The 14,483-nt window shown below is 46.0% G+C and carries 14 protein-coding genes and 2 tRNA genes; 7 read left to right on the top strand and 9 right to left on the bottom strand.

From position 1 onward, the window contains the following. Positions 1–176 precede the first annotated feature (176 nt). The 3 genes from J3U67_RS05160 to tpiA form a co-directional block, all read right to left on the bottom strand. Positions 177–262, bottom strand: a tRNA-Leu gene (locus J3U67_RS05160). Positions 263–282: 20 nt separating this feature from the next. Continuing rightward, positions 283–645, bottom strand: coding sequence for a preprotein translocase subunit SecG (secG, locus tag J3U67_RS05155; protein WP_100151827.1), 363 nt, complete (start codon positions 643–645; stop codon positions 283–285). 14 nt (positions 646–659) lie between these two features. Beyond that, on the bottom strand, positions 660–1,415 hold the full coding sequence (gene tpiA, locus J3U67_RS05150; protein ID WP_267404104.1) for a triose-phosphate isomerase: 756 nt from the start codon (positions 1,413–1,415) through the stop codon (positions 660–662). A gap of 504 nt (positions 1,416–1,919) precedes the next feature. On the opposite strand from tpiA, the gene J3U67_RS05145 reads away from it, so the two are divergent. The 3 genes from J3U67_RS05145 to J3U67_RS05135 all read left to right on the top strand — a co-directional run bounded on the left by J3U67_RS05145 (position 1,920) and on the right by J3U67_RS05135 (position 3,721). Further along, on the top strand, positions 1,920–2,576 hold the full coding sequence (locus tag J3U67_RS05145; RefSeq protein WP_267404102.1) for a protein-L-isoaspartate O-methyltransferase family protein: 657 nt from the start codon (positions 1,920–1,922) through the stop codon (positions 2,574–2,576). Between the two features lie 356 nt (positions 2,577–2,932). Beyond that, positions 2,933–3,160, top strand: coding sequence for a ChaB family protein (locus J3U67_RS05140; RefSeq protein ID WP_267392110.1), 228 nt, complete (start codon positions 2,933–2,935; stop codon positions 3,158–3,160). Between the two features lie 237 nt (positions 3,161–3,397). Continuing rightward, positions 3,398–3,721, top strand: coding sequence for a rhodanese-like domain-containing protein (locus J3U67_RS05135; protein ID WP_267392109.1), 324 nt, complete (start codon positions 3,398–3,400; stop codon positions 3,719–3,721). 590 nt (positions 3,722–4,311) lie between these two features. Here J3U67_RS05135 and J3U67_RS05130 read toward each other — a convergent pair. Next, positions 4,312–4,387: transfer RNA gene (locus J3U67_RS05130), tRNA-Arg, on the bottom strand. A 909-nt stretch (positions 4,388–5,296) separates the two neighbouring features. Between J3U67_RS05130 and J3U67_RS05125 the strand changes: the two genes are divergently transcribed. The 4 genes from J3U67_RS05125 (at position 5,297) to ubiG (ending at position 10,595) form a co-directional block, all read left to right on the top strand. Further along, positions 5,297–6,364 (top strand): metallophosphoesterase, encoded by a 1,068-nt coding sequence (locus J3U67_RS05125; protein ID WP_267392108.1) that lies wholly within the window; start codon positions 5,297–5,299, stop codon positions 6,362–6,364. 290 nt (positions 6,365–6,654) lie between these two features. Continuing rightward, the gene (locus tag J3U67_RS05120) at positions 6,655–8,067 is read left to right on the top strand and encodes an amino acid permease (RefSeq protein ID WP_323811371.1); all 1,413 of its coding nucleotides are present in this window, start codon (positions 6,655–6,657) and stop codon (positions 8,065–8,067) included. Positions 8,068–8,178: 111 nt separating this feature from the next. Then, the gene (locus J3U67_RS05115) at positions 8,179–9,843 is read left to right on the top strand and encodes an ArnT family glycosyltransferase (RefSeq protein ID WP_267392106.1); all 1,665 of its coding nucleotides are present in this window, start codon (positions 8,179–8,181) and stop codon (positions 9,841–9,843) included. 2 nt (positions 9,844–9,845) lie between these two features. Then, on the top strand, positions 9,846–10,595 hold the full coding sequence (ubiG, locus tag J3U67_RS05110; RefSeq protein WP_267392105.1) for a bifunctional 2-polyprenyl-6-hydroxyphenol methylase/3-demethylubiquinol 3-O-methyltransferase UbiG: 750 nt from the start codon (positions 9,846–9,848) through the stop codon (positions 10,593–10,595). An 80-nt stretch (positions 10,596–10,675) separates the two neighbouring features. On the opposite strand, the gene ubiT is transcribed toward ubiG, so the two are convergent. The 5 genes from ubiT to J3U67_RS05085 all read right to left on the bottom strand — a co-directional run bounded on the left by ubiT (position 10,676) and on the right by J3U67_RS05085 (position 14,321). Beyond that, positions 10,676–11,113 carry a ubiquinone anaerobic biosynthesis accessory factor UbiT gene (ubiT, locus tag J3U67_RS05105; protein WP_267392103.1) on the bottom strand — a complete coding sequence of 146 codons (438 nt, stop codon included), beginning with the start codon at positions 11,111–11,113 and terminating at the stop codon, positions 10,676–10,678. Then, complete coding sequence (locus tag J3U67_RS05100; RefSeq protein ID WP_267392195.1) at positions 11,100–12,023, bottom strand: U32 family peptidase; 924 nt, start codon at positions 12,021–12,023, stop codon at positions 11,100–11,102. The genes ubiT and J3U67_RS05100 overlap by 14 nt, the downstream gene beginning before the upstream one ends. Before the next feature lie 16 nt (positions 12,024–12,039). Beyond that, positions 12,040–13,050 (bottom strand): ubiquinone anaerobic biosynthesis protein UbiU, encoded by a 1,011-nt coding sequence (gene ubiU, locus J3U67_RS05095; RefSeq protein WP_267392102.1) that lies wholly within the window; start codon positions 13,048–13,050, stop codon positions 12,040–12,042. A gap of 658 nt (positions 13,051–13,708) precedes the next feature. Next, complete coding sequence (locus J3U67_RS05090; protein WP_267404100.1) at positions 13,709–13,918, bottom strand: hypothetical protein; 210 nt, start codon at positions 13,916–13,918, stop codon at positions 13,709–13,711. A 142-nt stretch (positions 13,919–14,060) separates the two neighbouring features. Beyond that, entirely contained in the window at positions 14,061–14,321 is a 261-nt protein-coding gene (locus J3U67_RS05085) for a hypothetical protein (RefSeq protein ID WP_267404098.1), read from the bottom strand. Positions 14,322–14,483: the final 162 nt, after the last annotated feature.

Below are 14,483 nucleotides of genomic sequence, written 5' to 3'. Positions count from 1 at the left end.
CATAATTAATCAACTCATCCTACCCAATCACGTTCAGATATATTCGCCATAAATAAAAAGGGCAGCCCCTATAGGCTGCCCTATCATCCAATTGAAATCAACAATACATATTAGCTCAATTGTTTAGCTAACCTGCATACCTGAATATACCTGTTGTGTATCGTTTGTTTCTAATATGGTGCCGACAACGAGAATCGAACTCGTACGACCTGAGGTCACCACCCCCTCAAGATGGCGTGTCTACCAATTTCACCATGTCGGCATGTAACTGTAAAAAAATTCCTATTCCGGTATCAGCGGCTTCTGTGCCGGTTTCACCGGTACCGCCGGTGCACTGGCAGCTGCTGGCTTAGCCGGTACCACTACTTGCTGTTGCTTCACATTACTAAAATCCAAGCCGCTGTGGCGGTGCGTGGAAATATAGCCTAAAGCCAAGCAAGTAATAAAAAATATAGTGGCCGCAATCGCTGTGCTGCGGCTGAGAAAATTTGCATTGCCCGCAGCACCAAATACACCCTGAGCACTACCGGAACCAAATGCTGCGCCCGCATCCGCACCTTTGCCCTGCTGCATTAGCACCAGCACAATAACACTCAGCGCCGCGAAAATATTCACGATTAAAATAAGGGTTTTGAATGCTTCCATGATATCAACTTTTATCAAGCAGGCGCATATGCAGCCTGAATAATAGCGGCAAAACTGTCAGCCTGCAACGAGGCTCCGCCAACCAGCGCACCATCAACATGTGGCACAGCCAGAATTTCAGCCGCGTTGCCAGCGTTGACGCTACCGCCATAAAGGACGCGGATTTTAACATCTTCACCACACAAAGACAAGATTTGCTGATAAATCAGCTGATGCATCGCAGCGATCTGCGTTACAGACGGCACTTTGCCGGTACCAATTGCCCATACTGGCTCATAAGCCACCACCACTTCTCTCATCCCAAGACTGGCGAGCACATCCAGCTGTGCACTTACTACTACCTGCTCCTGTCCTTGTTCACGTTCAGCCAGTGTTTCCCCCACACACAGCACCGGCAGCAGGCCTGCTGCCATGCTGTTTTGCAGCTTAATCAGCAATTCTTGATTATCTTCGTGAAAATACTGCCGCCGCTCAGAGTGTCCGATCAGCACAAACTGCGCACCCACATCTGCCAGCATTTGCGCACTAACTTCTCCAGTAAAAGCACCGTTTGCAGCAAAACGGCTCACATCTTGTGCCCCTACCGCCAGCGATGTATCACGCGTGAATTCATTCACTCCGGCAAGATAAACATTCGGCACCGCCACACCACAGTAAACATAAGCCGCAGCTACATCTACTGGTTTCAGCAATGCTTGTAGCAGTTGCCGGCTTGCCGACTGACTGCCATTCATCTTCCAATTGCCGATTATCCATTTCTGCTGCCACATATTTTTTCCTTACTGACTATAGATTGGCCAACACTGAACAAAACAGTATATAGAGTATTTATTACACATACTGCAAACTGAAAGAGCTTGCAAACGGCGGCATTGTAACGGAAAACCACTACTTGCGTCCTATTAATATAATAAGTCAAAACCTACCGATTACCCCCTGTGCAGAGCCACACTGCAGAAGATAAACAATAGATCTCTTCCGACTCCAAAGCTAAACGTTGCAGCATCACGCATCATTTATCTGACAAACCACTACAACCTGTGCTTTTTCGACATGTCGACATAACCTTACCCAATCACAATGAGCCTGCTCGTAGATATTCGTCTACACCGCAACTGCCTTTGCCCTATTGTCACAACGTAAATAGTTTTATAATCTTTCTGGGTCAAATTCATGTGGTGTACCCAATCCAACATCACATAACAATGTTTTTATAATACAAACCTACTTAATTACCCACCCGCCGCGCGGGTAATCAGCCTTTCGGAGCAGACATGGATTTCAATACCGCCCGCTATAACATGGTTGAGCAGCAAATCCGTCCATGGGACGTATTAAATTTCGACTTACTAGATGTATTATCCGATATTCCGCGTGAACGCTTTGTTCTGCCACAGCAACAGGAAGTAGCCTATACAGATCAGGCACTCGGACTGGCCAATGGTGGCAAAATGCTTGAACCAAAAGTAGTCGCACGCATGATTCAGGCATTACAACTCAACCTCACCGATACCGTAGTAGAAATTGGTACCGGTTCTGGCTACGCCACGGCCATACTGGCAAAAATGGCCGGCAAAGTCATCTCTGTAGATATAGATGCCGAACAACAGCAGCGTGCTCAGTTCGTTCTCAGCGACCTTGACTACACCAATATCAGCTACAAAACCTGCGACGGATTAGCAGATAAGCTACCTGGCGCTCCATTCAGTGCCATTTACGTAGGCGGTTCTCTGCCTACCCTGCCAGCCACCCTACTTGAGCAACTGGCTGAAGATGGCCGCATGGTAGCCATTATTGGTGAAGCGCCAGTAATGCGTGCCATACTGTTTGAGCGCCAGAATAATCAGCTTAAAGAAACCGTACTGTTCGAAACCGTAGCACCTGCATTACACAGTCTGGAAACACCGGCACCCAATCAATTCAGATTCTGATTCTATCGTTTTCTTAAAAAGCAGCACTTGTAGCCATTACGGCAACGGTGCTGCCTGTGCATTCTCAAATTCAAATATTGCAGTACACTAACTTCTCCGCCATATCTAGCACTTAGCTTTCAGCCAGCAAATCAACAGTCCAATCAGTATGCATACATACGCCAAACAACATGTTTGACTTCTCTTGCCTATTGGTATCGGCCGCATACAGTCCATCCATCTGTCCGTCATCTTCGCTCTTTAAGTAATAAAAAATTAAAACCTAGTTAAAACAAAAACATAATTAGAAAAACTGATTGCATTAAGCCACTTATTGCGATTTACTAGGCTATAGAAACAAAATCGGGAGCAATATCATGCCTTATCAGCACCGTAGTGATCTACCTGCATCAGTCCGGAACGCTTTACCGGAACATGCGCAAGACATATTCAAAGAAGCATTTAATCACGCCATAGCAGAATATCAGGATCCGAAAAAACGCCGCGATAATAGCGATGCAGAAACCATTGCGTTCCGAGTAGCATGGGCTGCTGTCGAAAAGGTTTATCATAAAGGCAATGATGGCAAATGGCAGCCTAAGTAAGCGCCCAATCATCATACAACGAGACAGAATTCACGCAAAAATCCAGCCTCTTCGATACTGCCACTACAATTAAGCTAGCCAATAGTCTGAGCTACTGCCAGCTGTGCTGCATTGGCATATTCAGACAAACACAGGTATCATTTGATCCGGCTAACAAAGCAAATGCCAGCAGGCATACAGCCACATTATCAAATTAGATTAATATCCATACACATCACACAGAATCAATTTATTAATATGACCATTCAGACAATAAATGCAGCACAATTGCAGCAATGGCAGCAGCAAAAAAAAGATTTTGTCCTCCTTGACGTACGCGAAGACAACGAAGTCCAGTATGCAGCTATTCCTGGGTATCTCCATATTCCGATGAATATGATTCCCTTGCGCCAAAACGAATTACCGGACGATAAACCAATCGTAATTTACTGCCATCATGGCATGCGCAGCATGCAAGTAGCATTGTATTTACAGGATACCGGCTTCGAAAATCTTTATAATCTCAAGGGCGGCATCGATGCATGGTCACGAGAAGTAGACAGCAGTATACCCACCTACTAATTTCAGATTCGTAGCCTCGAAATCATTGGCTTTCAAAAAAGGCACGCTTTAATTGAGCAACAATTATCTATACAGCATAATGATTATTATTGCCTTAACTTGCTATCTATTAACAACACGCCAGCCAGCGTAAGTATCGTATCGATAGCAGCAATTGCCTTGAAAGATTTATGTAAAATAACCACCGCTGTAATAATCATAATAGGTGGTACCAGTTGTACACTCAATTTAGCAAAAAATATCAAGATCAAATTTTGCTTACAGATAGTAAAAATTTCAGAACTGATTAGAAAAAAATCTAGCAACAGTACAAATAGCCACGTTCCGCATCAGCCTTAATCATAATATTACGAATGATTCAAACTAGACGCTATGTAGGCCGCTCCCTACTGATACACAGCCACAATCAAACCTGAATCCTTACAACCCTTACCAGCGCATTAATTACAATACAGTACAGTTTTTCATGTAGCACTGTCTAAACACTGCGTGATTAAAACTTATATTTTGTTTGAAATTTTGTTTTAAACAAATGTACAGATAGCAAAATTTAAGGGTTTCAGCCATCCTGAAACCCTTAAATGCTAACTTGGTGCACCCAACAGGGATCGAACCTGTGACCTCCGGCTTCGGAAACCGACACTCTTCCAACTGAGCTATAGGTGCAAATATACTAAAGAGGCCAGATTTTAGCTGAAATCAAGCAGCTTGGCAAAATCATTTACCAGCAAAAGCAATCAATCACACTAACAACCAATACTACTCAAAATAAACAATTGAAATTAATATTTTAATTTCAGCAATAATAACGACAATCCGAACACATCACGGATAATGGGTTATATAGAGACATTAAATGCCAACGCAAATAACCGTTACCTTATCCACATGCGAATAGCGGCCAACACACTATCGTACAATTGCTGTTAAACATGCCCATATCTTCATCGGCTCATTTCCAGAAAACACTAATAAATATATGCATATTGCAAAATACGTTATTGCCAGATGTTAGAGCACGATATGCCTTAATACTTTATTAACAATAAATATTTTGTCTGAATTGCCCAGAATGTTTCTAAACATCAAACAGGGACACAAACGGAAAATAGCAGACTGGTAATAGCAATGAGTAAGCGAAAGACCTCCCAGCCAATGGTCAGTTTAAGGTACTCATGGCATTGGAAACAAATATAAACGTTTAATGGAGTTATCAAGAACACCTAAGTAGCTATTATTGAAAATAATACATTGAATTTATTCGTTTTTTTAAGTACAAAACAAACAGCCGATGTTAGCGGATAAGTTTTCGTTTCTGGATATCTGCTCAGTAAATAATCTAACGGTAAATATCTAATTTTTAGTCAGCTCCTTAATTATTGAATATTTATAGCCAAATCATTTCCATACACTTTTACTGACATTAATCATACATAAAAGGACATTTATAGCGGGGAATTGGCATACTTGAATATTTTGTGCTATGTTAATTGGATTTAGTTGATTAAATATTGTTTTTAAAATAATAAATATTCGCACAGACAGCAGTCAGGTCTGTTAACACAGGCCATTAAAATGAAGTATTCTGACTTAAGTACCTTTATCCGCCCCTTACCCAACACCGCGCTGGACGTGATTGGTGATGTTCATGGCGAGTGGGAAGCTTTACAGCAGTTATTACACTTTCTTGGCTACGATGATTACGGTCGCCATCAACACGGACGTAAACTCGTGTTTGTTGGCGATTTGTGCGACCGTGGGCCAAACAGCCCTGCTGTTCTTGACTGGGTGATACAGGCCGCCGCCTCTGAAAACGCATTTACCATCATCGGTAATCATGAACTCAACTTATTAATTAACGATCCCAAAGACGGAGCTGGCTGGTATTTTGATAACCGGCCACAGGATGAAGCACGGTTCGCGCCATGGCAGCATTATCCCGCTGCCCAACGCAGGCAATTACAGGAAACCATCGCACAATGGCCATTAATTCTGCAACGGGACGATTTGCGCATCGTTCACGCTGCGTGGTTGCCGGAAAGTATTGATAAATTACTAGAATGCAGTGAAACTTCACTGGTAAAACAATATCATTACTGGGAAGACCGCTTTTTAGATGATTTCCGAAATACGCAATGGTACGAACCATACCAGCAGGAGCAGCGGCAATTAAATAAAGACCTGGAAAATGAGCACTATCCGATGACGTTTCAAGCAGGTACAGCCCATTATGATCTACTACGCAGCTGTCACAATCCAATACGTGCGCTCACCAGCGGCATTCAGGCCATCACACAACAGCCTTTTTATATCAACGGCCGCTGGCGCTTCACAGTACGTAAACCGTGGTGGCAGCAGTATACCGACCCTGTGGCGGTAATAATCGGCCATTACTGGCGCAGCTGGTATGGCGCTGGCATAGCCGAACACCGCAAAGAACTGTTTCAGGAGCCTCCAACACATTGGCTGGGGCAGCAACGTCAGGTATTTTGCGTGGATTTTTCCATTGGTGCACGCTGGCGGGAACGCAAAAAAGCCATTGCTGTGACAGACAGCCAGATGCATCTGGCTGCACTGCGCTGGCCCGAAAATATAATTATGCTGAATAATGGTAAATATTATCATGGAGAGCGTTACCTCTGAATTCTCATGCCAGTAATGCATACAATTTGTTATAATAAAGACTTTTGCAACAAAACCCAGTATGCAAAAAGGATAAAAATATCCGGCATACGCTATTAAACCCTAAAATAGACAATCCATTCCGGTATGTCACACCGTACCTCCGGTGCGCGCCTGAAGTTGGCCGCAAGGTAGTGCAGTTCTGCTCAATTACAACATACCGGCGCATATAGTTACACATTATCAGAATGACAGACGCCAATTCCTCTCCCAACCAAGTTAAACGCCATCTGAAAACCCGCCATCTGTCAATGATTGCCATTGGCGGCAGTATTGGTACAGGCTTGTTTATGGCCAGTGGCAGCGCGATTCACGATGCCGGCCCTGGTGGCGCCTTACTGGCGTATATGGCCATCGGAATTATGGTGTATTTTCTCATGACCTCACTAGGCGAAATGGCCACTTACCTGCCTACTTCCGGTTCATTCTCCACTTATGCAGCCCGCTTTGTTGATCCGTCGCTGGGTTTTGCGCTGGGCTGGAATTACTGGTTTAACTGGGTGATTACCGTGGCTGCAGACATCTCCATTGCCTCATTGGTAATTACCTATTGGGAACCATTGCGCTTTATGCCGGCATGGAGCTGGAGTTTGCTGTTCTTTGCTCTGGTGTTTATGCTCAATATACTGTCTGTACGCGCCTATGGTGAATCTGAATACTGGTTTGCTCTGATTAAAGTAGTCACAGTAATCGTGTTTCTCGGCGTTGGCGTGCTGACCATCTTCGGCATTCTTGGCGGCCAGTATGTCGGCCTGAGCAACTTCACCATTGGCGACGCACCGATACTCGGACATGGCTGGTCGGGTGGTTTCTTTACCGTACTCGGTGTATTTTTGATTGCCGGATTTTCATTTCAGGGCACCGAGCTCATCGGCATTACCGCCGGCGAATCAGAAAACCCGCAGGAAAGCATTCCCAAAGCCATCAAACAAGTGTTTTGGCGTATTTTGATTTTCTATATTTTAGCCATGTTAGTAATTGGCCTGCTGATTCCTTATAACAGTGATGCCTTACTCGGTGCTGACGTGGATCAGGTTGCCAAATCACCGTTTACACTGGTGTTTGAGCGAGCTGGGCTGGCTTTTGCCGCTGCCGTGATGAATACGGTTATTCTCACTTCCATCTTATCTGCCGGTAATTCAGGCCTGTATGCTTCTACCCGTATGTTGTACGCCATGGGTAAAGATGGCATGGCACACCGGCGCTTTTCAGCAGTCAACCAGCGCGGCGTGCCCGTATTGGCTTTGCTGGCTACAGCCATTGTTGTATTGGCGATTTTTTTGCTGGAAAGTGTGGACGAAGGTGCATACGAGTACATCGTAGCTGCTTCCGGTCTAACTGGTTTTATTGCCTGGCTAGGCATAGCCATCAGTCACTACCGTTTCCGCCGCGCCTTTGTGCAGCAGGGTAACGACATCAATTCACTGGTTTATCGCGCTAAATGGTTTCCATTTGGCCCCATTCTGGCGCTATTACTGTGTATTCTGGTGATTATCGGACAAGACAGCCAATTATTACTACATGGTGATTTCAAATGGCAGCGTTTTGCTATTACCTATATGGGTCTCCCAGTATTTGCTGCCTTTTACCTGTATCACAAACTTCGCTACCGTACCCGCAAAGTACCACTGACACAGGTGAATCTAAGCAAACACCTTGATTAGGATTAATTTTCGCCCTAATCATCGTAGCCACAGGCAGCCTCATCTGGCTGCCTACTGCATTTTCCGCTAACATAAAGCCTATATCACACCCTAAACAGCTGTTAATCACCTATGCTCACCTATACACCCAGCAAACCCAGCTCACAAAGCATGAATAAAAAGCGTTCATGGCTTTGGTTGTTACTGGTATTCGTGTGGCTGTGGCCGGGGGTATTGCATCATGATTTATGGACACCAGGTGAACCTTATCTGTTCACCACCGCCAGCCAGTGGCACAAGGCACACTGGGCAGTTCCTACTATTTTTGGCGAAATAAACTGGGAAGCCTCCCCACTCTACATTTGGTTGTCTGCCCTATGCCAACATTTATTTAGCCCCAACCAAATGGACGCCTTTGAAGCCACGCGTCTAACCAATGTCATTTTGATTGTGTGTACGTTTGCCTGCATCGGCGGTTCCGGACGCCAGTTTCTTGGCCGTGGCTACGGACGCATCACCATTCTCATATTACTCGGCTGTACCGGCATTCTAATACCAGCTCATTTTATCAACGACAGCATTATCCTATTTCTTGGTTCTGCCATGTGCTGGTATGGTTTTTCCCTGTCAGATCGTCGCATCATGATGGCCTGCATGATGCTGGGCGGTGGCTGGGCTGTACTGTCTCTGACCGGCAGCCTATTGTGGCCATTACTGCTGATGCTGGTAGCGTTCAGCTTGCTTTTTTACCCTCAGTGGCGTCGCCGTCGCTATTATCTAGTTTTACTGATATCCCTGCTCTGTGCCCTACCTCTAATGATAGTTTGGCCACTTGCTCTGCATCAGACCGCTGCCAATATTTTTAATCTGTGGTGGCAGTATCATGCTCTCGCCCCTTTTGGTGGTTTTCAACATCAAGAAGTACACTTCTCGCTTGGATACTATTTAAAAAATTTGCTTTGGTTTGCCTTTCCTGCATGGCCTCTGGCCATCTGGACTGCTACGCGCGGCAAGTTAAAAAAACAGCGCTGGGGCGTGCTTGCTATCGTATGGCTAAGTCTATGCCTACCAGTTTTTGCCTTGCTGCCGCTGCAATATCAGGATTTATTGGTAATCGTGCTGCCACCTATGGCCTTACTCGGAGCCGCCCAGCTGGATGCACTGCGTCGCGGAGCCATCGCTTTCCTCAACTGGTTTGGCATCATGGCTTTTGGTTTTCTGGCACTTTTCCTCTGGCTTGGCTTCATCGCCATGAATTATGGCTGGCCGGCCAAACTGGCTGCCCGTGCCGTTTATTTCAGTCCCTATTACCGCTACGATGTCAATTACTTTCCCTTGATTGTCGCTTGCGTGTTGACACCACTTTGGCTATGGGCCATTACCCGCCAGCATATCCGTGGCCGACAAGCAGTAACCAACTGGGCAGCCGGAGTTTTATTAGTATGGTCACTGCTATTGACCCTGTTTTTGCCTTGGCTGGATGCGGCCAAATCGGCACGGCCAGTGGTTCAGCAAATGGAAAACAGCCTGAGCAAACAGCAGTTACAGGCATTCAGCGATCGGCATGCCTGCATCAGTATCAATCACGACAATTTCAGTACCCGCATTGCCTGGCAGCAATATAGCTGGATACCTTTGCAGGCAGACAATCCTGAGTGTGAATACCGTTTAGTGACCCGCGACCCCAAAGCCGAACCTCCGCAACCATGGCACGAAATCTGGTCGGGAGCACGCCCGCGTGAAAAAAACAATATCATTGCCTTGTGGGCTAAAACCACCGCAACCAAGGAAAAATAATCATGAATACCCCAACTCAGGAACATACTCATCTACCGGAGGCCCCGGCCAACGTTGATGCTAGCGAAATTGACAAATTCAGCCAGCTCGCGCACAAATGGTGGGATAAAAACAGTGAATTCAAACCATTGCACGACATTAATCCATTACGTCTCGAATTTATCGACCGCTATGCTCGACTGGCCGGCAAAAAAATTCTGGATGTAGGCTGTGGAGGCGGTATTCTAAGCGAAGCTATGGCCAAAGCAGGCGCCAGCAGCGTGACTGGCATCGATTTAGCCGGAAAATCGCTCAAAATAGCCCAGTTGCACGCCATGCAGGAGCAAATCAGCAATGTAAGCTACCGTAAAGTCAGTGTAGAAGATTTAGCCGCAGAAATGCCGGCCAGCTTTGGTGCCGTTACCTGTATGGAAATGCTGGAACACGTTCCTGATCCTGGCAGCGTAGTCAGAGCTTGTGCCGAACTGACGGAACCCGGCGGAGTTGTTTGTTTCTCCACCATCAATCGCAACACAAAATCCTATTTGCAAGCCATCATTGCCGCCGAATACATTTTACAACTGATGCCCCGCGGCACCCATGATCACCACAAATTCATCACACCGGCCGAGCTGGCGCGTCTGTGCCGGCAGGCTGGTCTCGAATGGCTGGGCAGTAGCGGTTTCACATATAATCCGCTAACCAAACACTACCATCTTACCGAAAACCTAGACGTCAACTACATGATAGCCTGCCGTCGTCCGGCGAACTAACCATCTGCTTTAAAACCACAAAGCCGGTATCGACATGATACCGGCCACAGAATTATCTTCATTACATCAATAAAACAAACTCATTGCTTTACCAATGATTTCATCATCGGAATAGTCGACCAATCTATACTATCAAGCAAATTCTTAACAATCAGCCCAAGCTCCGTGTCACCCTCAATTTTTAACCGGCGATTAAAAAACAGCGTATCCGGGTCTTCCTGCCGTAACAACATCTTCATAAAATCAGCAGTATTTGCGCTCAGACACAAATCCACGTCAGTACTAACATCCGAGACCATAAACCGCTGCTCCGAAGCACTGAAAAATAGATTTAATCCTAAGTCAGCCACGTCAACCCGAAATAAACGTCCGGCTAGCAATGACATATCAGCCAGCAAAATTTCTCTTTTTAGCAGCTGATTCAACGTCTGTACCAGCAACCATGCCGGCGGTTTAGCCGGCAGCCTTTCCACCACATTTTTCAGCAATCCCGGCATTACCCTGTCAGGTATTTGCATACATCACCTCTTTGCATTGATTCATTCCTGCCTTACCCTGCCAGTAGCCATCTACCAGCGTACCACCGGCATACCCTTTGAGCTCAGACAAAGCCGTTTCTGTTTCCAGTACACCAGCCATCACCTGCTGATGTAGCCGTATCGTATCCACCATATGTTGTGCTTGTGGAGAAAGCCTAAAACGGTTTACCCCGATTGCCTGCAATTGCTGATATTGTGCCAGTAAAGAATGACAACCAGCAGACATCGTCTGTATACCATTAATCGTTAAAAAAGCCTGCTGCTCACGCGTGAGCAATGGTAAACCATCTGCATGCTCCAAGCATTTAAATTCACAACTGTCCTTTTTCAGATTGTAATGGCGCGCCGTAAAACAGCGAGAAGAATAGGCCAACGGCATTCTCCCCCAGCCAAACACCTCACAGTTTACATCCGGTACCGCCGCAATCATCTGCTCCAGCCGACCGGCTGACAGCTCAATCGAAGCCACCCAGCGTTTAGCGCCAAGCGACTGCATCAACGCCAGCGTTTGCTCGTTATAAATATTCAATGCCTGTCCGGCGACAAAAGGAATTCCTTTAGCATGCAACAACCGTACAGCAGCAAGGTCATTAGCCTCTACACAGAAATCTTCCTGCTCCACCAATTTACGCAAACGTTTTAAATCAGACTCACTTTCCAAAAGCACCTGTGAAGACAGCACCACTTCACAGCCACCAGCCGCCACATCGCGCGCCAAATCAATCCAGTCTGCTACTTTCAACTCCTGCCGGCGCGAGCATACCGTTTCACCCATATAAACAGTGGCTAGCGGTTCGCCAATCAGCTGCTGATAAAATTCAACAATCTGCTGCTTGTGCCAAAAAAACAAAATCGGCCCTAGAGACAAAGCCAGTTTATCCCGTTGCATCACTCACACCCCTTCATCACTTCCACGGCCGGTTATACGCTCCAAGCGTCACCTGCTGTCCTTCAGAAACCTTAGCCAACGCCTGCTGCCACTGCGGCTGCACCGTAAACGATTCAGGACACTGTACCGCCAAATCAAGCGCCTGCCGCAATACCTTAGTTACCTGCGCCGTATATGCCGGACTGCGCTGCCGTCCCTCCACCTTAATCGCCGCCACACCCATGGACAACAACTGCGGTAAAATCTCCAGCACATTCAGGCTTGTCGGTTCTTCCAATGCATAATAGGTTTCATCATTTACCAGAAAACGCCCTTTGCACAAAGTCGGATAACCAGCTGGCTCGTCTGCTGCATACTGATCGATTAGAATATTATTTAAGCGTGCGTTCATCCTTGCTGCCTGCTGCTCCCAGCGCACATATTTTGCCGGTGAGCACACCCCAAACGTATTTGGAGATTCACCTGTCACATAACTAGACAGTAAGCAGCGCCCCTCCACCATCACACATAAACTGCCAAAGCCAAATACCTCAATTTCTACTGAAGTATGCTTAATCACTTGCTCCACCTGCGGCAGTGTCAGTACTCTCGGCAACACTACCCGCCGGATACCAAACAGCTCTTGTGCCAGATTAATTGCTTCATAATTAGTTGCCGAACCCTGCACAGACATATGCAGCGCCAGTTGTGGATGCGTCTTGTGTGCATAATTCAGCAATCCAAAGTCCGCCAGAATCACCGCATCCACGCCAATTTCGGCAGCCGTATCCACCGCCTGCTGCCATTTTCTTACTTCTCCTGCCTGTGCATAGGTATTTATAGCCATCAACACCTTACGCCCACGCCGGTGCGCATATGTAATTCCCTCTACCGCAGACTTAGAGTCAAAATTCAGACCAGCAAAATTTCGCGCATTGGTTGCATCCTTCAGCCCCATATAGACCGTATCCGCGCCATGATCTATCGCCATCTTCAACGCCGGCAGATTACCAGCCGGACACACCAGCTCTGGAACCTTAACACCCATCCGTTCTCACCATCCCAATCAACAGTAATCCAATCAGCTACCCATAATCAGTCGCAAATACCCAGTCCGCCTTGCGCCTTCCCAGCAGCCCACAAAACACCGGATTAAAACATCTAAGCCAAACGGATTTATTGACACGAAACAAGCAAAAACAGAAAAAAATTGAACTTTAATACCAATTTAAAACAAAAAAACACAAAAAAGTCTAAATTAAACAATGCTAACATTTACATACATCTATCAACTTACCCCTGTTTAGCCAGCCAAAACCCAACTCTCAAAACCGTTACCCTCAAGAATATCTCCCCAGCTTTCTCACAACCTATTACCAATATCCATACCAATCAAAATCTACTCAATTCAAATTATTAAGTGCATAACAATCAAATTAATGACATAATTCACATAAAAATCATATAACTTAAACCAACCTAACATTAAATTACATGATTCAACCCAAACAAAGAAGATAACCACAACCTCATACTTAGATAATATCGCTAAAAATCTAGAAAATTAGCACTATCAAACAACGAATTAAAAGATTTTAAAGGGGTTTACACATGGCAGACACCTACTGGGCCGCCCGAGAAGGAGACATCCTTTTACATACTTCAATATGGGCTGACATAGCCGGCGCAGCAGTAGAACTTGCGTGCTATGGAGCAATAGGTCTTATTCCCGGTGGTTTTATAGTGTCTACACTTGTTGGTATCGCTGTCGCAGCTTCTGGACTTAATGACGTCATATCAGATTTATCTGAAGAGGTCAGTAATTTATTTCCCTTGGCTGAAGATGGCAAAATCAAAACCGGATCACCCAATACCCGCACCAATGGCAAAGCTTCCGCCCGCGCCGCAGGTGCCATAGATCAAAGCATTGAACTAAGTGACAGCAGCGAAGAACCACAGCAGCCCGAAAGCTTTATCGATATTGCTTCAAATGCACTAAATGACTTTGTAGAGTTTGCTGAAAACCTTCCCATGCAACTATACAGGCCTACCGTAGCCTCACCTGATCCCAGAGCAAAACCCAGAGATGATGACAAAATACTTTGCCGCAAACATCCGCATCTGCCCGGTACAGATGAATATCTGGCCGAAGGCTCCAGCAAAGTCTACATCAACAGCCAGCCGGCCGTGCGCAGCAACGACCGCAGCACCTGCGAAGCCAAAGTCACCGACGACCATGCCGGCGGCGTCAAAGTATCCAACAACGTACGCATCGGTGGTGAGCCCATCGTCGTCCGTGAAATCAGAAGCGGCAAACATCCGGTTGCCCTAGCGGCTAGCATTTTTACAATACTCCTCAACCCTAAAAAAATTTGTAACAAATTTTTTTGCTTTGCCACTACCTCTGTTGCCGTCGGCTATCTATCTTCTAAAATTACTGCAGCCACAAGGATCGGCCACCCCGTCCACCTCCCCACCGGC

This window comes from Snodgrassella sp. B3837, assembly GCF_026535955.1.
Taxonomy (GTDB): domain Bacteria; phylum Pseudomonadota; class Gammaproteobacteria; order Burkholderiales; family Neisseriaceae; genus Snodgrassella; species Snodgrassella alvi_E.
This window is presented reverse-complemented; position numbering and strand designations above follow the sequence as displayed.